Annotated in this window: 22 protein-coding genes and 1 other RNA gene; 11 read left to right on the top strand and 12 right to left on the bottom strand. The window is 66.1% G+C overall.

Annotated features, from left to right (window positions below; all coding sequences use genetic code 11):
• Nucleotides 1-3: 3 nt before the first annotated feature.
• From GSQ95_RS03660 to GSQ95_RS03645, 4 genes are read right to left on the bottom strand one after another with little or no spacing between them, the layout of a single operon-like run.
• Nucleotides 4-1,233 (bottom strand): 2-octaprenyl-3-methyl-6-methoxy-1,4-benzoquinol hydroxylase, encoded by a 1,230-nt coding sequence (locus GSQ95_RS03660; RefSeq protein ID WP_158890184.1) that lies wholly within the window; start codon nucleotides 1,231-1,233, stop codon nucleotides 4-6.
• 19 nt (nucleotides 1,234-1,252) lie between these two features.
• A complete protein-coding gene (ubiH, locus tag GSQ95_RS03655; RefSeq protein ID WP_158890186.1) occupies nucleotides 1,253-2,434 on the bottom strand; it encodes a 2-octaprenyl-6-methoxyphenyl hydroxylase in 1,182 nt (393 codons plus the stop codon).
• On the bottom strand, nucleotides 2,421-3,770 hold the full coding sequence (gene pepP, locus GSQ95_RS03650; RefSeq protein ID WP_158890188.1) for a Xaa-Pro aminopeptidase: 1,350 nt from the start codon (nucleotides 3,768-3,770) through the stop codon (nucleotides 2,421-2,423). The genes ubiH and pepP overlap by 14 nt, the downstream gene beginning before the upstream one ends.
• 6 nt (nucleotides 3,771-3,776) lie before the next feature.
• The gene (locus GSQ95_RS03645; protein ID WP_027598195.1) at nucleotides 3,777-4,331 is read right to left on the bottom strand and encodes a UPF0149 family protein; all 555 of its coding nucleotides are present in this window, start codon (nucleotides 4,329-4,331) and stop codon (nucleotides 3,777-3,779) included.
• A gap of 98 nt (nucleotides 4,332-4,429) precedes the next feature.
• On the opposite strand from GSQ95_RS03645, the gene GSQ95_RS03640 reads away from it, so the two are divergent.
• The 4 genes from GSQ95_RS03640 to GSQ95_RS03625 all read left to right on the top strand — a co-directional run bounded on the left by GSQ95_RS03640 (nucleotide 4,430) and on the right by GSQ95_RS03625 (nucleotide 5,849).
• Nucleotides 4,430-4,660, top strand: coding sequence for a TIGR02449 family protein (locus GSQ95_RS03640; protein ID WP_007161334.1), 231 nt, complete (start codon nucleotides 4,430-4,432; stop codon nucleotides 4,658-4,660).
• On the top strand, nucleotides 4,657-4,965 hold the full coding sequence (locus tag GSQ95_RS03635) for a cell division protein ZapA (RefSeq protein ID WP_017639427.1): 309 nt from the start codon (nucleotides 4,657-4,659) through the stop codon (nucleotides 4,963-4,965). The genes GSQ95_RS03640 and GSQ95_RS03635 overlap by 4 nt, the downstream gene beginning before the upstream one ends.
• Before the next feature lie 60 nt (nucleotides 4,966-5,025).
• A non-coding RNA gene (ssrS, locus tag GSQ95_RS03630) (6S RNA) lies at nucleotides 5,026-5,203 on the top strand.
• A 10-nt stretch (nucleotides 5,204-5,213) separates the two neighbouring features.
• Nucleotides 5,214-5,849 carry a 5-formyltetrahydrofolate cyclo-ligase gene (locus GSQ95_RS03625; protein ID WP_158890190.1) on the top strand — a complete coding sequence of 212 codons (636 nt, stop codon included), beginning with the start codon at nucleotides 5,214-5,216 and terminating at the stop codon, nucleotides 5,847-5,849.
• On the opposite strand, the gene GSQ95_RS26090 is transcribed toward GSQ95_RS03625, so the two are convergent.
• The gene (locus GSQ95_RS26090) at nucleotides 5,816-5,983 is read right to left on the bottom strand and encodes a hypothetical protein (RefSeq protein ID WP_178118365.1); all 168 of its coding nucleotides are present in this window, start codon (nucleotides 5,981-5,983) and stop codon (nucleotides 5,816-5,818) included. The two genes, GSQ95_RS03625 and GSQ95_RS26090, sit on opposite strands and share 34 nt — an antisense overlap.
• Nucleotides 5,984-6,165: 182 nt before the next feature.
• Between GSQ95_RS26090 and GSQ95_RS03620 the strand changes: the two genes are divergently transcribed.
• Nucleotides 6,166-6,621: an EVE domain-containing protein gene (locus tag GSQ95_RS03620; protein WP_158890192.1), complete on the top strand. Its 456-nt coding sequence runs from the start codon at nucleotides 6,166-6,168 to the stop codon at nucleotides 6,619-6,621.
• A 9-nt stretch (nucleotides 6,622-6,630) separates the two neighbouring features.
• Here the strand turns inward: GSQ95_RS03620 and GSQ95_RS03615 are convergent, their stop codons facing one another.
• Both GSQ95_RS03615 and GSQ95_RS03610 read right to left on the bottom strand, forming a co-directional pair.
• Complete coding sequence (locus GSQ95_RS03615) at nucleotides 6,631-7,038, bottom strand: flagellar basal body-associated protein FliL (protein ID WP_158890194.1); 408 nt, start codon at nucleotides 7,036-7,038, stop codon at nucleotides 6,631-6,633.
• Between the two features lie 45 nt (nucleotides 7,039-7,083).
• On the bottom strand, nucleotides 7,084-8,109 hold the full coding sequence (locus tag GSQ95_RS03610; protein WP_133860473.1) for a DUF5924 family protein: 1,026 nt from the start codon (nucleotides 8,107-8,109) through the stop codon (nucleotides 7,084-7,086).
• Nucleotides 8,110-8,299: 190 nt separating this feature from the next.
• On the opposite strand from GSQ95_RS03610, the gene glpT reads away from it, so the two are divergent.
• Nucleotides 8,300-9,640 (top strand): glycerol-3-phosphate transporter, encoded by a 1,341-nt coding sequence (gene glpT / locus GSQ95_RS03605; RefSeq protein WP_158890196.1) that lies wholly within the window; start codon nucleotides 8,300-8,302, stop codon nucleotides 9,638-9,640.
• 162 nt (nucleotides 9,641-9,802) lie between these two features.
• Here the strand turns inward: glpT and GSQ95_RS03600 are convergent, their stop codons facing one another.
• From GSQ95_RS03600 to GSQ95_RS03580, 5 genes are all read right to left on the bottom strand, one after another.
• Nucleotides 9,803-10,771 carry a CDP-6-deoxy-delta-3,4-glucoseen reductase gene (locus GSQ95_RS03600; protein ID WP_158890198.1) on the bottom strand — a complete coding sequence of 323 codons (969 nt, stop codon included), beginning with the start codon at nucleotides 10,769-10,771 and terminating at the stop codon, nucleotides 9,803-9,805.
• Nucleotides 10,772-10,782: 11 nt separating this feature from the next.
• On the bottom strand, nucleotides 10,783-12,249 hold the full coding sequence (gene ubiD / locus GSQ95_RS03595) for a 4-hydroxy-3-polyprenylbenzoate decarboxylase (protein ID WP_158890200.1): 1,467 nt from the start codon (nucleotides 12,247-12,249) through the stop codon (nucleotides 10,783-10,785).
• A gap of 118 nt (nucleotides 12,250-12,367) precedes the next feature.
• Nucleotides 12,368-13,630, bottom strand: a complete 1,263-nt coding sequence (gene rho, locus GSQ95_RS03590) for a transcription termination factor Rho (RefSeq protein WP_133860469.1) — start codon at nucleotides 13,628-13,630, stop codon at nucleotides 12,368-12,370.
• A 226-nt stretch (nucleotides 13,631-13,856) separates the two neighbouring features.
• A complete protein-coding gene (gene trxA / locus GSQ95_RS03585; RefSeq protein WP_158890202.1) occupies nucleotides 13,857-14,183 on the bottom strand; it encodes a thioredoxin TrxA in 327 nt (108 codons plus the stop codon).
• A gap of 227 nt (nucleotides 14,184-14,410) precedes the next feature.
• Nucleotides 14,411-15,106, bottom strand: coding sequence for a FadR/GntR family transcriptional regulator (locus GSQ95_RS03580; protein WP_158890204.1), 696 nt, complete (start codon nucleotides 15,104-15,106; stop codon nucleotides 14,411-14,413).
• A 268-nt stretch (nucleotides 15,107-15,374) separates the two neighbouring features.
• On the opposite strand from GSQ95_RS03580, the gene GSQ95_RS03575 reads away from it, so the two are divergent.
• The 5 genes from GSQ95_RS03575 (at nucleotide 15,375) to ppx (ending at nucleotide 19,813) form a co-directional block, all read left to right on the top strand.
• Nucleotides 15,375-16,157 (top strand): transporter substrate-binding domain-containing protein, encoded by a 783-nt coding sequence (locus GSQ95_RS03575; RefSeq protein WP_158890205.1) that lies wholly within the window; start codon nucleotides 15,375-15,377, stop codon nucleotides 16,155-16,157.
• A gap of 13 nt (nucleotides 16,158-16,170) precedes the next feature.
• Entirely contained in the window at nucleotides 16,171-16,836 is a 666-nt protein-coding gene (locus GSQ95_RS03570; protein WP_133860466.1) for an amino acid ABC transporter permease, read from the top strand.
• Nucleotides 16,833-17,483 carry an amino acid ABC transporter permease gene (locus tag GSQ95_RS03565; RefSeq protein WP_178118366.1) on the top strand — a complete coding sequence of 217 codons (651 nt, stop codon included), beginning with the start codon at nucleotides 16,833-16,835 and terminating at the stop codon, nucleotides 17,481-17,483. The genes GSQ95_RS03570 and GSQ95_RS03565 overlap by 4 nt, the downstream gene beginning before the upstream one ends.
• Nucleotides 17,470-18,201 (top strand): amino acid ABC transporter ATP-binding protein, encoded by a 732-nt coding sequence (locus GSQ95_RS03560; RefSeq protein ID WP_158890209.1) that lies wholly within the window; start codon nucleotides 17,470-17,472, stop codon nucleotides 18,199-18,201. Before GSQ95_RS03565 ends, GSQ95_RS03560 begins: the two co-directional genes overlap by 14 nt.
• Before the next feature lie 112 nt (nucleotides 18,202-18,313).
• Nucleotides 18,314-19,813, top strand: coding sequence for an exopolyphosphatase (ppx, locus tag GSQ95_RS03555; protein WP_158890211.1), 1,500 nt, complete (start codon nucleotides 18,314-18,316; stop codon nucleotides 19,811-19,813).
• The last annotated feature ends 361 nt before the right edge of the window (nucleotides 19,814-20,174 follow it).

The following is a 20,174-nucleotide window of genomic DNA, read 5'->3' as shown; positions in this document are numbered from 1 at the left end:
CCGTCAGGCCACGACCTTGGCCAGTTCCGGCACATCGCCGGACAGGCCCAGGGCGCGGCGGACGAACAGGGCCTTGGCTTCGAAGTGGCGATCGACCTGCTTGAGCGCGGCGTTGCGCAGCCAGCGCAGCGGCAGGCGGTCGTCCTGGAACAGGCGCTGGAAGCCTTCCATCGCCGCCATCATCGCCAGGTTGTGCGGCATGCGCCGGCGCTCGTAGCGTTCCAGCACCCGCTGTTCGGCGATGGATTCACCGCGTGCCTGGGCATGGCGCAATTCCTCGGCCAGTACCGCGGCATCCAGAAAGCCCAGGTTGACGCCCTGCCCGGCCAGCGGATGGATGACATGGGCGGCATCGCCGATCAGCGCCAGGCCAGGTTCCACATAGCGCTTGGCATGGCGCTGGCGTAGCGGGATGCACAGCCGCGTGTCGCTGCATTCCACCTTGCCCAGGCGCTGCTCGAAAGCCTCGCCCAGGGCCTGGCAGAAGGCCGCGTCGTCCAGGGCCATCAGCCGCTCGCCCTGCTTGGGCGTGCAGGACCAGACGATGGAGCACCAGCGGGTATCGCCACCGCGGTCCAGCGGCAGGAAGGCCAGCGGGCCGTCGTCGGTGAATCTCTGCCAGGCGGTGCGCTGGTGCGATTCGGCGCAGCGCACGCTGGTGACGATGGCATGGTGCAGATAGTCCCACTCGCGGGTTTCCAGACCGGCCAGGCGGCGTACGGCGGAGGTGGCGCCATCGGCGGCCACCACCAGTGGGGCGCGGATCTGGCGGTCACCGGCCAGTTGCACCAGCCACTGGTCGCCGGAGCGACGCAGCAATTCCAGGCGCGCCTCGGGCAGGAGCAGGACGTTGGCCTCGGCCAGGCGTTCGAGCAGGGCATCCTGCACCACGCGATTCTCGACGATATGGCCGAGCACCTCGGCATGCACGCTGGCGGCATCGAAATGCACGGCGCCGGTGCCGGAGCCGTCCCAGACGTGCATGGCCTGGTAGGGACTGACGCGACGCGCGAGGATGCCGTCCCAGGCGCCGAGGCGTTGCAGGATGCGTTGACTGGCCAGCGACAGGGCGCTGACCCGGGGTTCGAAGGGCAGGTCGCTTTCGACCGCGCCAGGGGTGAGCGGGCCGCGGTCGAGCAGCACCACCGACAGGCCGCTGTCGGCCAGGGCCAGGGCCAGGGCGCTGCCGACCATGCCGGCACCGACGATCACCAGATTCGCATGGGTCAGCATGCTCGTTTCTCCTCGCAGGTCAGGGACGGGTACCCAGGCCCATGGCCTGGCGGGCGAAGGCACTCTTGGCCGGCGGGCACAGCTCCAGGCCGACCAGGCCCAGGTTGCGTCCGGCACTGAGCCAGGGCCGACTGTTGGAGAACAGCCGGGTGATGCGATCGGAAAAGCCGATGGTCAGCTGCTGGTCCAGGCGCTGGCGCTGCAGGTAGTCCTGCAGGGTGGCGAAGTCGCCGGGCGCCGCGGCGCTCTCCAGCAGGCACTCGGCCAGGCTGTCGACATCGCGCAGGGACAGGTTGAAGCCTTGGCCGGCGATGGGGTGCAGGCTGTGGGCGGCATTGCCCAGGACAACCAGATGCGGGCGGACCTGTTCGCTGGCCTCCAGCAGGGTCAGGGGATAGGCATGGCGGGTGCCGACCTGGATGAAGCTGCCCAGGCGATAGCCTACCGCCTGCTGCAATTCGGCGAGAAAGACGGCATCGGGCGCCTGCTGCAGGCGCAGCGCCTCGGCATCCGGCTGGGTCCAGACCAGGGCGCTGCGCTGACCCGGCAGGGGCAGCAGCGCCAGGGGGCCGTGGGGGGTGAAGCGTTCGAAGGCGCGACCACCATGGCCCAGATTGGTCGAGACGTTGGCGATCAGCGCGGTCTGCTCGTAGAGGGTTCGCCGCACCTCGATACCGAGGGATTCGCGCAGCGCCGAGCGCCCGCCGTCGGCTAGCACCGCCAGGCCGCACTCGAGGATGTCGCCAGCATCCAGCTCCAGGCGATAGCCCTCGGCGACGGCCGTGAGGCTGCGCACCTCGGCCGGGCAGCGCCAGTCGACCACCTCGCGATCCAGCGCCTGCCAGAGCACCTGGCCGATCCAGGCGTTCTCCACCACATAGCCAAGCGCCGGCAGATTCTCCTCGCGGGCGAGCAGCTGGGTCACGCCGAAGCGGCCTTGGTCGGAAACCTGGATCTCGCGGATCGCCTCGGCGTGTTCGGCCAGGGCGTCCCAGACGCCGAGGCGCTGGTAGATCAGCCGCGAGCCGTAGGACAGCGCCGAGGAGCGGGCATCGTAGCTGGGCTGATAGGTGTCGCCGGGGGCGAAGGGCTCCACCAGCAGGATGCGCCAGCCGCGCGCCTTGGCGCCGGCCTGCAGGGCCAGGGCCAGACTGGCACCCACCAGGCCGCCACCGATGATGGCGATATCAGGACGTTGCATGAGCGTTCTCCCGGCGGTCGCGCGCGGCCGCCATCAAGCCTTCGATCTCCGCGGCCGCCTTGGGCAGGCCGGCCGTCAGCACCTCGCAACCACTGCGCGTCACCAGCACCTCGTCCTCGATGCGGATACCCAGGCCGCGCCATTTGCGCGGCACCTCGGCCTCCACCGGGATGTACAGTCCGGGCTCCACGGTCAGCGCCATGCCCGGCTCCAGCATCCGCCACTGATCGCCGATGCGGTATTCGCCGACGTCATGGACATCCAGCCCCAGCCAGTGACCAGCGCGGTGCATGTAGAACTGCCGACAGGCGCCCTCCTCGATCAGGTCGTCCAGTTCGCCCTGGAGCAGACCCAGGGCCAGCAGCCCCTCGGTGATCACCCTGACCGTGGCTTCGTGGGGTTCGTTCCAGTGCCGTCCGGGCGCCACGCAGGCGATGGCGGCCTGGTTGGCGGCCAGCACGATGTCGTAGAGCTGCCGCTGCTCCGGCGAGAAACGGCCATTGACCGGAAAGGTACGGGTCACGTCGCTGGCATAGCACTCCAGCTCGCACCCGGCATCGATCAGTACCAGGTCGCCGTCGCGCAGGGGCGCGTCGTTGGCCTGGTAGTGCATGACGCAGGCATTGGCCCCGGCGGCGACGATGGAGCCATAGGCCGCCAGTCGCGCGCCCCCCTGGCGGAAGCAGTAGTCCAGCTCGGCCTCCAGGTGATACTCGCGCAGCCCCGGCCGGCAGGCCTGGATGGCACGCAGGTGGGCCGCACAGGTCAATTCGGCGGCGGCCTTGAGCAGGCGCACCTCGGCGGCCGACTTGTACAGCCGGCTGTCGTGCAGCAGGGTATCCAGCGCCAGCAGCTCCCGCGGCGGCGAGGCGCCCTGGTCGGCCTTGGCGCGGATCAGCTCGATCCAGTTGAGCAGTTGCCGCTCGAATTCCGGATGGGCGCCCATGGCGTAGTAGACCCGCTCGCGCCCTTCCAGCAGTCCGGGCAGGATGTCGTCCAGATCGCCGATGGGAAAGGCATCGTCCGCGCCATAGTCCGCCAGTGCTCCCTCCTGACCGGCGCGCCGGCCCTCCCAGCGCTCCAGCTCCGCGTCCCGCTCGCGGCAGAACAGCAGATACTCGCCATGGGCACGCCCGGGAATCAGCACGGCCAGGGCCTCGGGTTCGGGAAAGCCGGTGAGGTACTGGAAATCGCTGTCCTGGCGATAGGGCTGCTCGATGTCGCGATTGCGCAGGCACACCGGCGCGGCGGGCAGCAGGGCGATGCCGCCGTGGCCGATCTCGGCCATCAGGGCGCGGCGGCGACGGGCGAATTCGGCCTTGTGGATCCGCGGCATGGCCGCTCAGTGCACCACGGGCGCAGGTTCGGGGATGGGGCCGCGCCCGTATTCCCCGTACAGCAGGAGCGGAGCGACGCGCAGGTATTCGGTGACTTCCATGAAGTCGTTCTCGCCCTCTTCGCCTTCTTCAGCGGGCTCCTGGATCTGCGCGATGGCCGCCAGGTCTTCGAGTACCTCGCGGGCCTCGCCGGAGACCTCGCCGGTGCGCCCGGAAAGCCCGAAACCGGCCAGAAAGCCCTGGCACCACTGGCCCAGGGCAGCGGTGCGCTCGGCGAGCGGCACCTCGTCCGGCGGCAGCATCAGCACCAGGGCCACCTGCTGGCCGGCGAATTCCTGCTGCACCATGCCCAGCAGCCCCGACAGTGCCGCCTGCAGACGCTCGCCCGGCGCGCCACCGAGCAGCTCGCTGGCCGCAGCCAGCCAGTCGTTCTCGTCGAAGCCCGCGCCCCCACAGACCCGCCCGAGCAGGTGACCGTGGAGTTCGGCGGGCGAGACCGGCAAAGCGGCCTCGGCGAGCAGGGTGGCGAAGGCGGCGTAGGCGGATGCTGAGCTGGACATGGCGTCGAGGGGAGGCGCTGGCTAGAATGAAGCCTTATCCTACGCGCTGACCCCGCCGGCGGCCAATCTCGTTGCACCCTTCTGGAGCTGTAGCCCTCATGCGCGAGTCTCGCGACACGCCCCTCGACGCCGATCTGGAAGCCCTCGGTGACCGTGTGGAGCGCCTGCTCCTGCGTCTTGAGGAATTGCAGCGGCAGAATCGACAACTGCGCCAGGGCGAGCGCAACTGGCGCCAGGAGCGCGCCGAGTTGATCGAAAAGAACGAATTGGCCAGATCGAAGGTCGAAGCGATGATTTTACGCCTGAAAGCTTTGGAGCAGGACTCATGAGCATCGAGACCGTGACCGTCCAGATAATGGAAAAGGAATATCGCATCAGCTGCCCGGCTGACGAGCGCGCCAACCTGGAGAGCACCGCTCGCTACCTGGACGGCAAGATGCGCGAGATCCGCGCCAGCGGCAAGGTCATCGGCGCCGACCGCGTGGCGGTGATGGCCGCCCTCAACATCACCCACGAACTGCTGCACCGCCAGGACGACGTCAGCCTGGAAGTCAGCAGCACCCGCGAACGGGTCCGCGACCTGCTGGATCGTGTCGACCGGGCGCTGATCACCGAACACGACACCACTGCCTGACCGCCAGCCGAGGATCGGCAGGGGGGTTTGCATCCCGGCTCAGGGGCGTATACTGGAGGTCACTCTCTGGTGTGTGCGCCAGTCGGTCATGTCCCCGAGCCGATAAGCAACACCCCGGGGGTTGCTCGTAAGGCTGGTGTGCATGTCCGCTACGGCGGAAAGCCTAAAGGTCTACGACTTCTCCCACCTTGAACCAAGGGTTCAAGGGCTACACCGGCAGCGGCATTCCGGAGAGCTCATTTTTTTCCATGACCATCCCGCCTCCTCCCGATCTCAGCAGGCCCGCGCTGCGCAAGCTTCTCCGCCAGCGACGTCGCGCCCTTACCCCCGTCCAGCAACGCCAGGCCGCCCGCCAGCTCTATCGGCAACTCGCCCAGCATCCGCTGTTTCGCCGTGCCCGACATATCGCCTTCTATCTGCCCAGCGATGGCGAGATCGATCCGCGTCCACTGCTCGAAGAAGCCCAGCGCCGCGGCAAGGCCACCTATCTGCCAGTGCTCTCGCGCTGGCCGCGGACGGCGATGATCTTTCAACGGGTCGGTCGCGGCGAATCCTGGGTGCGCAATCGCTTCGGCATCGCCGAGCCGCGCCCGGATCGGCGCCTGGGTCGGCCGACCTGGGCCCTGGAGCTGATCCTGATGCCGCTGGTGGGCTTTGATCCCCAGGGCGGACGCCTGGGCATGGGCAAGGGCTTCTATGACCGCAACCTGGCCTACCTGGCGCGCCGGCGGCAATGGCACAGTCCGCAGCTGATCGGCTGCGCCCATGAATGTCAGAAGGTGGAGCGACTGGCACTGGCAGCCTGGGACGTACCCATGGCGGCCGTGGTGAGCGATGGCGACTGGTACGCTCAGCGGATGGGAGAGACGTCCCGCGTCGGCTGAACGTCGCCGGCATAGCGGGCGTACTGCTGCTGGCTCTGGTGCTGTTCCCAGAAACTCTGGGTGTACCCGGTGGTGACCACGCCCAGGGTAAAGATCAGGACCAGCACCCATAACAGATCAGGTTTGCGTTTCATCGAGCTGGGCCACCCCCTTGCTGGCACCTTTGGGCAGGACAGGACGTCGCCCTGTTATGCTCAGCGCGTACGATCAGACTACATCCGGAATGGGCGGCATTCTGCGACAAGCGGTCGCCCCTTGCAATCGACCAGACCCTTTCCTGGAAGCTCCCGAGCCTCCATTCGTCAGGAGACGAACCGTGGCCTGCTGGCTGTTGAAATCCGAGCCCGATGAGTTCTCGCTAACCGACCTGGAACGCCTGGGCCAGGCGCGCTGGGACGGGGTGCGCAATTGCCAGGCGCGTAACTTCCTGCGCGCCATGGCATCCGACGAACTGTTCTTCTTTCATCATTCGAGTTGCGCCGAACCGGGCATCGCCGGCATCGGCCGCATCGTCGGCGCGGCCTTCGCGGACCCTACCGCCCTGGATCCCGAAAGCCCCTACCATGCGCCCAAGGCCAGCGCCGAGGACAACCCCTGGACGGCGCGCCAGGTCGCCTTCGTCGAGGCCTTTCCGCAGGTGCTGACCCTGCCGCGCCTGCGCCAGTTGCCGGCGCTCGCCGACTTCGCCCTGCTGCGCAAGGGCAACCGCCTCTCGGTGATGCCGGTCAGCCCGGCGGAGTGGACGGCGATCGTCGCCGCCGCGCGCGGCTGACCGCCGGCCTCAGGGCTGGATGATCAGGTTGTTGAACAGCAGGTCTTCCACCAGGGGCCTGCCCTCTTCCTGGGTGAGCACGCTCTGCACCTGCTTGAGCGCCTCCTGGCGCAGTTTCTCGCGGGCTTCCACGCCGGCCAGGGTTTCGTCGGTCTGCTGGGCGAAGAGCATCACCAGCTGATTGCGGATCAGCGGCTCGTGGAACTCCACCCTATCCTTGGCTTCCTTGCCGGTCATCATCAGGGCGATGTCGGCCTTGTAGTACTTGAGCTTGGGACCGCTGCCATAGTTGCCGACCAGCGCTGGGGTCAGGTTGTAGAATTCGGTCTTGGGGGCCTCCCCTTCCTTCTTCTCTTCGTTCGCCCAGGCACTGAAGGCCAGGCAGAAGGACAGCAAAACGGCAGCGACGGCTTTCACGGCGAATCCTCTGGAGGTGAATGGCTGCAGCATAGCCACGGGGATTCAAGGGGTCACCTCGAACCTGAGGGTTCCGATCACCTGGCCGACGTCCGTCACCACTTGCACCTGCCAACGGCCAGTCACGTCGCCGGGGAAGTTCTGCTTGTGGGTCCAGGCGCGATAACCGGCCTCGCGACCGCCGCTGATATCCAGCGGAATCCGATCCACCTCCTGACCGGCATGCCGCCAGACATGGTAGATGCGCTCGTTCAGACCGCGCGGCGCATTGATGGCGGTGAAGGCATAGAGTCCCTGGGCGCGCAGCTGGGCACTGCTCAGGCTCTTCACCGCATCGCCGGGCTGGCGCTTGAGGCTGTCGAAGTTGGTGCTCATGCCCATGTCGGTCAGCCACAGGGTGGCCGGCGGCACCCAGGCGCGGCCCAGCCAGCCGAAGGCGCCGATGGCCAGGCACAGACCCAGCAATCCCAGCCAGCGCCAGCCCAGGCGTACCCGGAAGGCCACCGCCAGACTGGGAAAGGACAGCAGCACGGCGACGCCCAGGGCCAGTTCGTAGCTCTGGGTGGTGGTCAGGTGCAGGATGATCGGCAGGGCGGTGAGCAGCACCGCGAACAGCGTCAGGGTGTGGTAGCTGAGGAACACCCAGCGCCGCGGCGCCAGGGCCTTGTAGTAGAGCGGATCGATGATGGACACCAGCGCGGCCGCGCCGATCAGCCCGGTGAACAGCGCCTGGCCGCTGTTCCAGGCCGTGGTGATGGCAAAGAACGGCAGGCAGAAGAACAGGCTTTCCTGGTGGATCAACTGGGTAGCGTAGCGCAGCAGCGGCGGCGGCAACTCCCAGCCGAAGCGGCGACTGACCCAGCCCCGCAGCACGTTTTCCAGCATCAGCCAGACCCAGCTCGCCAGCATGATCACCGCCATCACCGGGGCGAAGCCCTTCTGCCGGTCCACCAGCAGGAAACTGCAGATCCCCGAAATGAAGCCGGCCAGGGCGATCAGCCGCGGATAGCGTTCGAACAGGGCGGTGGCCAGGTTCAGGGCGCGGGAGGACAGGACTTTCCAGGCAGGCATGACGACTCGTGAAAACGGCAGCAAAGACGCGCCACCCTAGGCGCGCAACCCCCGCAGATCAAGGGGGAATCCTGGCGCCCGCTGCCACAGGGCGGAAAAGCCTATGCAGGCTGTAATATCATTGTAATATTCGAAAACGAACCTGGAATGTTCGTTTTCGATTAATACCTATAACAATACCGAGGCTCCCATGCTTGGAATCTTCGCCCCCGCGGCCCATCGCACGCCGCTGCCCGCCGATCGCATCGATCCCGTCTACCGCCGTCTCCGCTGGCAGATCTTCGCCGGGATCTTTATCGGCTATGCCGGCTACTACCTGCTCCGCAAGAACTTCTCGCTGGCCATGCCCTACCTGGTGGAGCAAGGCTACAGCCGGGGTGAACTGGGCGTGGCGCTGTCCGCGGTGGCCATCGCCTACGGCCTGTCCAAGTTCCTCATGGGCCTGGTCTCGGACCGCTCCAATCCGCGCTACTTCCTGCCCTTCGGGCTGGTGATGTCGGCGCTGGTGATGCTGCTGTTCGGATTCGCACCCTGGGCTACCTCCAGTGTCAGCATCATGTTCGTCCTGCTGTTCCTCAACGGCTGGTTCCAGGGCATGGGCTGGCCGCCCAGCGGTCGCACCATGGTGCACTGGTGGTCGCAGAAGGAGCGTGGCGGGGTGGTCTCGGTGTGGAACGTCGCCCACAACGTCGGCGGCGGCCTGATCGGCCCGCTGTTCCTGCTTGGCCTGGCCTGGTTCAACGACTGGCACGCCGCCTTCTATGTCCCGGCCGTGGTGGCCCTGGCGGTGGCGGTCTTCGCCTTCATCGCCATGCGCGACACCCCGCAGTCCTGCGGCCTGCCATCGGTGGAACACTGGAAACAGGACTTCCCCGAGGGCTACAGCGAAGGTCACGAACGCGAATTCTCCACCAAGGAGATCTTCGTCGAGTACGTGCTGAAGAATCGCCTGCTCTGGTACATCGCCCTGGCCAACGTCTTCGTCTATCTGCTGCGCTATGGCGTGCTGGACTGGGCCCCCACCTACCTCAAGGAAGCCAAGCACTTCTCGGTGGACAAGACCTCCTGGGCCTACTTCTTCTACGAATGGGCCGGCATCCCCGGCACCCTGCTCTGCGGCTGGCTCTCGGACAAGCTGTTCCGTGGCAACCGCGGCGCCACCGGCGTGGTGTTCATGCTCGGCGTCCTGGTCGCCACCCTGGTCTACTGGCTCAATCCGGAAGGCAATCCCGGCATCGATCTGGCGGCCCTGGTATCCATCGGCTTCCTGATCTACGGGCCGGTGATGCTGATCGGCCTACAGGCGCTGGAACTGGTACCCAAGAAGGCCGCCGGCACCGCCGCGGGCTTCACCGGGCTGTTCGGCTACCTGGGTGGCTCGGTCGCGGCCAACGCCCTGGTCGGCTACACCGTGGACCACTTCGGCTGGGATGGCGGCTTCATGCTGCTGATCGGCTCCTGTGTCCTGGCCATCGTCTTTCTGGCGATGACCCTGAGACACACCGGCATGGTGGCCAAGTCGGCGCGGTAGCGCCGATTGCCCAGGATGGATGACGGCACAGCCTCATCCACTCTGGGTCCTGGTCGAAAACGCTTTGTGCTTTTCGATCAATCGCGGCCATGGGCCGCTCCTACAGGTAGAGCTTACCCGTAGGAGCGGTCGCTACGGCGCACCGGCACGGCCGCGATAGGCTCACCCCCGCGGCGCGTAGGCGAAGACGTCGGCGCGCATCTGGTGTGCGTCCATGCCGGCTTCCACCAGGGCGTCCAGGGTGGCATAGACCATCGCCGGCGAGCCGCTGGCATAGACGTGCAGGCCGCTCAGGTCGGCGAAATCCGCACGCACCACCTCGTGCAGCAGGCCACAGCGCCCTGCCCAGCCACAGGCATCGCTCACCACCCGGTTCAGGGTGAGATTGGGCAGTTCCGCCCAGGCGTCCCAGGCCTCGATGGCATAGAAGTCGTCCGGCGTGCGCACGCCCCAGTAGAGGTGCACCGGATGGGCGAAGCCGCGGGTGCGGGCGTCTTCGATCAGGCTGTGCATCTGGGCCATGCCGGTCCCGGCGGCGATCAGTACCAGGGGACCTTCGGGCAGTTCGGCCAGGTGGGCGTCGCCATAGGGCAACTCGACCTGGGCCATGCCCTGGCTTTCCAGCTGCGCCAGCAGCGCCTGGCTGCTGGCCTCGCGCGCCAGCACGTGCAATTCCAGCTCACGCCCCTGATGGGGCGCCGAGGCCAGGGAAAAGGCCGACTGCTTGCCGTCGTCGCGCTGGATCAGCAGGTACTGACCGGCGTGATAGCGCGGCGGCCGCCCGGCGGGAGCACGCAGGCGCACCCGACGGACATCGCCACCCACGTCATCCAGGGCCACCACCTGGCAGGCCAGTTGGCGCACCGGCAATTCGCCGGGCGCCAGGACGCCATCCCACTGCAGCAGGCAGTCGCTCAGGGGTACGGCCACGCAGACATAGATCTCGCCATGATCGACGGTCTGGCCGTGCTGGCTGACCTGGCCCTCCACCAGCAGCGCGGCGCACAGCTGGCAATTGCCGTTGCGGCAGCTGTGCGGCCCGCTGTAGCCGAGGCGCTGCGCGGCGGCCAGGATGGCTTCGCCGGGCTGGGTTTGCAGTACCGCACCCGAGGGCTGCAGGGTGACCTTCATCGTCGTCTCCGTTAGTCGATCCCGAGACTGGACCACATCTCGTCCACCCGTTTGACCACCGTTTCGTCCTTGACGATCGCCCGTCCCCACTCGCGGGTGGTCTCACCCGGCCACTTGTGGGTGGCATCCAGGCCCATCTTCGAGCCCAGGCCGGAGATCGGCGAAGCGAAGTCCAGGTAGTCGATGGGGGTGTTGTCGATCATCACGGTGTCGCGCTTGGGATCCATGCGCGTGGTCACGGCCCAGATGACGTCGTTCCAGTCGCGGGCGTTGATGTCGTCGTCGGTGACGATCACGAACTTGGTGTACATGAACTGTCGCAGGAACGACCAGACGCCCAGCATCACCCGCTTGGCGTGGCCGGGGTACTGCTTCTTGATGGTCACCACCGCCATGCGGTAGGAGCAGCCTTCCGGCGGCAGGTAGAAGTCGACGATCTCCGGGAACTGCTTTTGCAGGATGGGCACGAAGACTTCGTTGAGCGCCACGCCGAGGATGGCCGGCTCGTCCGGCGGACGCCCGGTGTAGGTGCTGTGATAGATGGGATCGCGGCGCCGGGTGATGCGCTCCACGGTAAAGACCGGGAAGGTATCGACCTCGTTGTAGTAGCCGGTGTGATCGCCATAGGGCCCTTCCGGCGCGGTCTCGCCCGGATGGATGACCCCTTCCAGCACGATCTCGGCACTGGCCGGCACCTGCAGGTCGTTGCCCACGCACTTGATCAGTTCGCTGCGACTGCCGCGCAGCAGGCCGGCGAAGGCGTATTCGGACAGGGTGTCGGGTACCGGGGTGACCGCGCCGAGGATGGTGGCCGGATCGGCGCCCAGGGCCACGGCCACCGGGTAGGGCTGGCCAGGATGCTTCTGGCACCACTCGCGGAAGTCCAGGGCACCGCCCCGGTGACTCAACCAGCGCATGATCAGCTTGTTGCGGCCGATGACCTGCTGGCGATAGATGCCGAGGTTCTGGCGTTCCTTGTTGGGCCCGCGGGTGACCGTCAGGCCCCAGGTGATCAGCGGCGCCACGTCGCCCGGCCAGCAGTGCTGGATCGGCAACTTGCCCAGATCGACCGCCTCGCCCTCTTCGATCACCTCCTGGCAGGGCGCATCCTTGAGCACCTTGGGCGCCATGCTGATGACCTTCTTGTAGATCGGCAGCTTCGACCAGGCGTCCTTGAGGCCCTTGGGCGGCTCGGGCTCCTTGAGAAAGGCCAGCAGCTTGCCGATCTCGCGCAAGGCGCCGACGTCCTCGGCGCCCATGCCCAGCGCCACACGCTGGGGCGTACCGAACAGGTTGCCCAGCACGGGCATGGAGAAGCCCACGGGATTCTCGAACAGCAACGCCGGACCCTGCTTGCGCAGGGTCCGGTCGCAGATTTCGGTCATCTCGAGGATCGGCGAGACCGGGGCGGTCACGCGCTTCAGTTCACCACGCTGCTCCAGGCTGCGGATGAAGTCACGCAGATCTCGGTATTGCATGCGGCCTCTTGGCGCTGGGGAAAGTCTGGCAGTCTACCGCCTGAGTCGCGCATCGAGAAAGCACTGGCCCAGAAACGCCAAAGGCCGGGATTTCCCGGCCTTTGCATGCGACTGCGCCTTACTTGCTGCGCCTCATCGAATCGAAGAACTCGCTGTTGGTCTTGGTCTGACGCAACTTGTCGAGGAGGAATTCGATGCCGGCGATCTCGTCCATCGGATGCAGGATCTTGCGCAGGATCCACATGCGCGACAGCTCTTCCTCGTCGGTGAGCAACTCTTCACGGCGGGTGCCGGACTTGTTGATGTTGATGGCCGGGAAGACGCGCTTCTCGGCGATCCGACGCTCCAGGGGCAGCTCCATGTTGCCGGTGCCCTTGAATTCCTCGTAGATCACCTCGTCCATCTTCGAGCCGGTTTCCACCAGCGCGGTGGCGATGATGGTCAGGCTGCCGCCTTCCTCGATGTTACGGGCGGCGCCGAAGAAGCGCTTGGGCTTCTCCAGGGCATGGGCGTCGACACCACCGGTGAGCACCTTGCCGGAGCTGGGGATCACGGTGTTGAAGGCCCGCGCCAGACGGGTGATGGAATCCAGCAGGATGACCACGTCCTTCTTGTGCTCGACCAGGCGCTTGGCCTTCTCGATCACCATGTCGGCGACCTGCACGTGGCGGGTCGGCGGCTCGTCGAAGGTGGAGGCCACCACTTCACCGCGCACGGTGCGCTGCATCTCGGTCACTTCCTCGGGACGCTCGTCGATGAGCAGCACGATGAGGTAGCACTCGGGATTGTTGCGGGTGATGTTGGCCGCGATGTTCTGCAGCATTATGGTCTTGCCGGCCTTGGGCGGCGCGACGATCAGCCCGCGCTGACCCTTGCCGATGGGGGCGCAGAGGTCGATGACCCGACCGGTGAGGTCTTCGGTGGAGCCGTTGCCGGCTTCCATGGTCAGGCGCTTGGTGGGGAACAGGGGCGTGAGGTTCTCGAACAGCACCTTGTTCTTGGCGTTTTCCGGACGGTCGAAGTTGATGGTGTCGACCTTGAGCAGCGCGAAGTAGCGCTCGCCCTCTTTCGGCGGACGAATCTTGCCGATGATGGTGTCGCCGGTACGCAGGTTGAAGCGGCGGATCTGGCTGGGAGAGACATAGATGTCGTCGGGACCGGCCAGGTAGGAGGAGTCGGCGCTACGCAGGAAGCCGAAGCCGTCCTGCAGGATCTCCAGCACGCCATCCCCGGAAATCTCGTCGCCACCCTTGGCGTGCTTTTTAAGCAGCGCAAAGATGATGTCCTGCTTGCGGGACCGGGCCATGTTTTCCAAGCCCGCGGCATCCGCCATTTCCAACAGTTCCGTGATGGGCTTTTGCTTGAGTTCGGTCAGATTCATAGACGTATGTTGACGTGAGAAGAGGCGAAGGAGGGATTCGAGCTGAGCGGCCGGATGCGAGATTAGCTTCGCGGGATGCGTTCTGAAGAGGAGAACTGACGGCTACAGCAGATGAGAAGACGGCCCGCTGATGGGGTCGTGGCTGGAATCTAGCACCTGCATGGGTACTCGTCCAGCCGTCCGGGCATAAAAAAGCCCCGCATGGCGGGGCTTTCGACTGGCTGCCTCAGACGTTGGCGTCGAGGAAGGCGGCCAGTTGCGACTTGGACAGGGCGCCGACCTTGGTGGCCTCGACCGCGCCGTTCTTGAACAGCATCAGGGTCGGGATGCCACGCACACCGTACTTCGGCGGGGTGTCCTGGTTTTCGTCGATGTTCAGCTTGCAGACCTTGAGCTTGCCCTGGTAGTCCTTGGCGATCTCGTCCAGAACCGGCGCAATCATCTTGCACGGACCGCACCATTCGGCCCAGTAGTCGACCAGCACGGGGCTGTCGGCCTTCAGCACGTCCTGCTCGAAGCTGGCGTCGCTGACGTTGGTGATGTATTCGCTCATTGACTCTCTCCGAATTCGGGTGCGACTTGAAGTACAGCCATGATAGCCCTGCCGCCGTCACTTCGAAAGCATTCGAACATTGATGGTGGCTATGACCGGCATTGATGGCAGAGGTGGTTCACGATCCGGCAAACGGACGCCAAGGCCTGAGAAAGCGGAGTCGAGCTGCATTTCCGCAGCCTTTGCAACCCTGGTCGATCACCGTTCCACCGATCGTGGATCGCTGTTTAGACAGCAGGAACCGTGAAGGGGGTTCCACTGCGCAGGGCCGCATTGCGGATATGTTCGCGCATGGCCTTTTGCGCCGCCGCGGGCGAGCGGCGGCTCAGGGCCCTGAGGATGCGCCGGTGTTCCTGCCAGGTTTCCAGGGCCCGCTCGGGGCGCACGAAGGGCAGCTTCTGGCTCTCGTGGAAGCGTTCGGGGCTGCTGGTGATCACCGCCAGCATGGCCGGGTTGTCCGCGGCCAGCAGCAGCTGGCGATGGAAGTCGAAGTCCAGCACGGCCGCCTCTTCCAGCTCGTTGGCCCGCAGCGCCCGGTGCAGGGCGGCCAGATTGACCTCCAGGCGATCCAGGTCGGCAGGCCCCAGGGTGACGGCGGCCAGCCCGGCGGCGAAGCCTTCCAGGGCGAATCTCAGCTGGAAGACATGGGCGGCCGTCACCTCGTCGGCGAAGGGCCAGTGTCCGTCCAGCGTACCCGTCGCCGCCTGCACATAGACGCCGCGCCCGGGCTGGACGCTGACCAGGCCCAGGGCGCTCAGGGTGGACAGCGCCTCGCGCAGGGAGGCACGACTCACCCCCAGCCGTTCGGCCAGCTCACGCTGCGCGGGCAGGGCCGCACCAGGGGCATAGCCTTCGGTCTCGATCAGTCGGCGAATGGCGTCGACGGCATATTGGGGTACGGCGCGGGTGGCAGCGAGGGGCATGGCGTGGTCAGGCCAGTCAGTCCGGAAGCTTGCCTTTTATGCCCAATTTCCAGGGACTTCAAGTGCGGCCCCAAGGCGGAGCACGCCGCTATAACCGCGCACCAAAGCGGCTCACGACAGGCGCCAGCGCAGGCGACCGTCCTGATTCAACTGTTCAGACCAGTAAGACCAATCCTCAAGCCTGACGGCCCTTGCGCCCCTCTGGCAGGCGGCTGGCACATGAAATGCACTGGGCAGAGCCATCCCAACCTGCTTCCGGAGTCTCGTCATGCTCAAGCGCTGGACCGCCCTCTCCCTGCTCGCCCTGGACCTGACCGCCCTGCACACCTCCGCCCAGGCCGACCAACTGGCCGATATCCAGCAGCGCGGCGTGCTCAAGGTCGCCGTGCCACAGGACTTCCCGCCCTTCGGTTCGATCGGACCCGATCTCAAACCGCGCGGCCTGGATATCGACACCGCGCAACTGATGGCGGACAAGCTGAACGTGAAGCTGGAAGTCACCCCGGTCAACAGCACCAACCGCATTCCCTTCCTGACCACCGGCAAGGTGGACCTGGTCATCTCCAGCCTGGGCAAGAATCCCGACCGGGAAAAGGTCATCGATTTCAGCAAGCCCTATGCACCCTTCTATCTCGGCGTCTTCGGTCCCAAGGATGCCGCCATCAGCACACCCGAGCAGCTGGCCGGCAAGGTGATCTCGGTCACCCGCGGCTCCATCGAAGACCTGGCGCTCACCGACGTGGCACCGAAGGACAGCGTGATCAAGCGCTTCGAGGACAACAACTCCACCATCGCCGCCTACCTGGCCGGGCAGTCCGGGCTGATCGCCAGCGGCAGCGTGGTGATGAAGGTGATCGGCGCCCGCAACCCGGCCAAGGAACCGGTGCTCAAGGTCAAGCTCAAGGATTCGCCGGTGTACGTGGGCATCAACAAGAACGAGCCGGCGCTCAAGGACAAGGTCGATGCCATTATCGATGCGGCCCGCGCCGACGGCACCCTGAGCAAGAACTCCGAAAAATGGCTGGGCGATCCCCTGCCGGCCGCTCTCTGAGGATCGACGCGCCATGGCGTATCAGTTCGACTTCCAGCCCGTGCTCGCGCAGAGCGACCTGCTGCTCAAGGGGGCGCTCTACACCCTTGAGCTGACGGTGATCGGTGGCTTCTTCGGCATCCTCATCGGCATCGTCGGCGCCACCTGCCGCGCCTGGCGCCTGAAACCCTTCGCCCAGGCCTTCGGGGTCTACGTCGAGCTGATCCGCAATACGCCCTTCCTGATCCAGCTGTTCTTCATCTTCTTCGGCCTGCCCTCCATCGGCGTGCGGATCGAAGCCGGCCAGGCGGCGGTGCTGGCCATGGTCATCAACCTCGGCGCCTATTCCACCGAGATCATCCGCGCCGGCATCCAGGCGATACCGCGGGGCCAGCTGGAAGCGGCGGCGGCCCTGGCCATGACCCGCTTCGAAACCCTGCGCTACGTGATCCTGCGTCCGGCCCTGGCCAAGGTCTGGCCGGCGCTGTCGAGCCAGCTGGTGATCGTGATGCTGGGCTCGGCGGTGTGCTCGCAGATTTCCACCGAGGAGCTGACCTTTGCCGCCAACTTCATCCAGTCGCGCAACTTCCGCGCCTTCGAAACCTATCTGCTGACCACCCTCATCTATCTGCTCATGGCCATTGGCGTGCGTCAGGCGCTGCACTGGCTGGGCGTCTTCTTCATCGTCAGGAGGCGTTGATGGACTTCACTCTCGCCGACATCCTGCGCAGCCTGGCCAGCGGCCTCGGCCTGACCCTGGTGCTGTCGCTGGCGGCCTTCCTCTTCGGCGGCCTGGCCAGCGCCCTGGTCCTGCTGGCGCGCAACTCGACGCTCCGGCCGCTACGCCTGCTGGCGCGCGGCTACATCGAGCTGTTCCAGGGCACCCCGCTGCTGATGCAGCTGTTCCTGACCTTCTTCGGGCTGTCGCTGCTGGGGCTGGAAGTCCCCGCCTGGCTGGCCGCCGGCCTGGCCCTGACCCTGTTCACCAGTGCCTATCTCGCCGAGATCTGGCGGGGCTGCGTCGAAGCCATTCCCCACGGTCAGTGGGAAGCCTCGGAAAGCCTGGCGCTGACCCGCTTCGAACAGTTGCGCCACGTGATCCTGCCGCAGGCCCTGCGCATCGCCGTGGCGCCCACCGTGGGTTTCTCGGTGCAGGTGGTCAAGGGCACCGCGGTGACCTCCATCATCGGCTTCACCGAGCTGACCAAGATCGGCGGCATGCTCGCCAATGCCACCTTCCAGCCATTCACCGTCTACGGCCTCGCCGCCCTGGGCTATTTCATCCTCTGTTACCCGCTGTCGCTGGCCGCACGCTGGCTGGAAAGGAGACTGCATGCCGCTGCTTAGAGTGACCGCCCTGCACAAACACTATGGCAACCACCATGTGCTCAAGGGCATCGACCTGACCGTCGAGGAAGGCCAGGTAGTGGCCATCATCGGCAAGAGCGGTTCGGGCAAGAGCACCCTGCTGCGCACCCTGAACGGCCTGGAATCCATCAACGACGGCGTCATCGAGGTGGATGGCGAATACCTGGACGCCGCCCGGGTCAATCTCCGCTCGCTGCGGCAGAAGGTCGGCATGGTCTTCCAGCAGTTCAACCTCTTCCCGCACCTGACCGTGGGCGAAAACGTGATGCTGGCGCCCCAGGTGGTCAAGAAGACCAGCAAGGACGAGGCCCGCACCCTGGCACGGCAGATGCTCGATCGGGTCGGGCTGGCGGAGAAATTCGACAGCTATCCGGACCGCCTCTCCGGTGGTCAGCAGCAGCGGGTAGCCATCGCCCGCGCCCTGGCCATGTCACCCAAGGTGCTGCTCTGCGACGAAATCACCTCGGCGCTGGATCCGGAACTGGTCAACGAGGTGCTGGCGGTGGTCAAGCAGCTGGCCCGCGAGGGCATGACCCTGATCATGGTCACCCACGAGATGAGATTCGCCCGCGAGGTCGGCGACAAACTGGTGTTCATGCACCAGGGCAAGGTCCACGAAAGCGGTCCTCCCCAGGAGCTGTTCGCCCACCCGCAGACACCGGAACTGGCCCAGTTCATCGGCCAGGTGGCATCCTGAGGCGGAAAAACCCTATTTTTTCTGCCACTTTGCGCAACCGTAACCGCTGTGCGCTTGAAGCCGTCACCGGCTAGCTGGCACGATGGCGCGGTTTATCGCCGAGAGCCTCCAGATGCAGCCTTCGCCAGCCGAACCCCACGAACTGATCGCCGCCATCGACCTGGGCTCGAACAGCTTTCACATCGTCCGGGCGCGCCATTCCCACGGGGAGATCCGCATCCTTGAGCGACTGGGCGAAAAGATCCAGCTGGCCGCCGGCCTGGACGAGTCGCGTCTACTCAGCGAAGAGGCCATCCAGCGCGGCCTGGACTGCCTGCGCCGCTTCGCCCAGCTGATCGCCGGCATGCCGCGCGGCGCCGTGCGGGTGGTGGGCACCAACGCCCTGCGCGAAGCGCGCAACCGCGGCGAATTCATCCAGCGCGCCGAAGCCGTGCTCGGCCATGCGGTCGAGGTCATCTCCGGTCGCGAAGAGGCCCGCCTCATCTATCTGGGCGTGTCCCACTCCATGCCCGATGTACCCGGACGCCGCCTGGTGACCGACATCGGCGGGGGCAGCACCGAATTCATCATCGGCCAGCGCTTCGAGACCCTGCAGCGCGAGAGCCTGCAGATGGGTTGCGTCAGCTTCACCAAGCGATTCTTCGCCGACGGCAAGATCACCGCCGCCCAGTACGCGCGCGCCTACACCGCTGCCCGCCTGGAGTTGATGAACATCGACCAGGGCCTGCGCGAGATGGGCTGGCACCAGGCCCTTGGCGCTTCCGGCACCATCCGCGCGGTGGCCCTGGCGATCCAGGCCGCCGGCCGCGGCAATGGCGAGATCACCCCGGATGGCATCGAGTGGCTCAAGCGCAAGCTGCTCAAGCAGGGCGACATCAACCTGCTCAACATCGACGGCGTGAAGCCGGATCGACGCGCCATCCTGCCGGGCGGCCTGGCCATCCTCGAAGCCCTGTTCAAAGCCCTGGAGCTGCAGGAGATGCACCTCTCCGAAGGCGCCCTGCGCGAAGGGGTGCTCTACGACATGATCGGCCGGCACCGCCACGAGGACGTCCGCGAGCGTACCCTCAACGCCCTGGCCGAGCGCTACCACGTCGATCAGCGCCATGCCGAACGGGTGGAAAAGCGCGCCCTGAAGTCCCTGGCACAGGTCGCCGAGGCCTGGGCCCTGACCGACGAGAATCATGCCGAACTGCTGCGCTGGGCGGCGCGCCTGCACGGCGTCGGCCTGGACATCGCCCACTACCAGTACCACAAGCATGGCGCCTACCTGATCGAGCACTCGGACCTGCCCGGTTTCTCCCGCCGCGACCAGCAGGCCCTGGCGCTGCTGGTACGCGGCCATCGCCGCAACATTCCCGTGGAGCGCCTGCAGGAGCTGGGCGCGGAAGGCGAGCCGCTGCTGCGCCTGACGCTGCTGCTGCGCTACGCCATCCTCTTCCACCACATCCGCCACAAGAGCATTCCGGACGTCCACCTCAGCGCCGGCGAGCGCAGTCTGGACGTGCAATTCCCGGATGGCTGGCTGGCGGAGAACCCCCTGACCCAGGCCGACTTCGAGCAGGAGGCGCAGTGGCTGGAGCGGGTCGGGTACAGGTTGAGCGTGCGCTGAGGGGATTTTTCGTAGGTTGGACTGAGCGTCAGCGAAGCCCAGCGCGTTGGGCTATTGGTGCCCTAGCCGGTTACCAAGTCTTGCTGGCACTTCTTGTTTCGCTCTCCCGAGCGAGTCACTTTTGCCAGTCGCGGCAAAAGTAACCAAAACCGCTTGCCCCGACCATCCGGCCCTCCGCTGCGCTGCGGGTGACTCGCGTTGCTCGCCCTTCGGGCCAGCCTGCGGCTGCTACTCCGCTACGCTACGTTTCGCTCACACCAGCGCCGTTCCGGGGTCGGTCCAGATGGGCCGTCCATGGCCCACTGGACCTCTCGCCGCATCCATGCGGCTCGACCCACTCCACGACACTGGCGTTCGCCCT

It is taken from the genome of Pseudomonas sp. BAV 4579 (genome assembly GCF_009765395.1).
Taxonomy (GTDB): Bacteria; Pseudomonadota; Gammaproteobacteria; order Pseudomonadales; family Pseudomonadaceae; genus Chryseomonas; species Chryseomonas aestiva.
The sequence above is the reverse complement of the archived record's forward strand: the minus strand, read 5'-3'. Positions and strand labels throughout refer to the sequence as shown.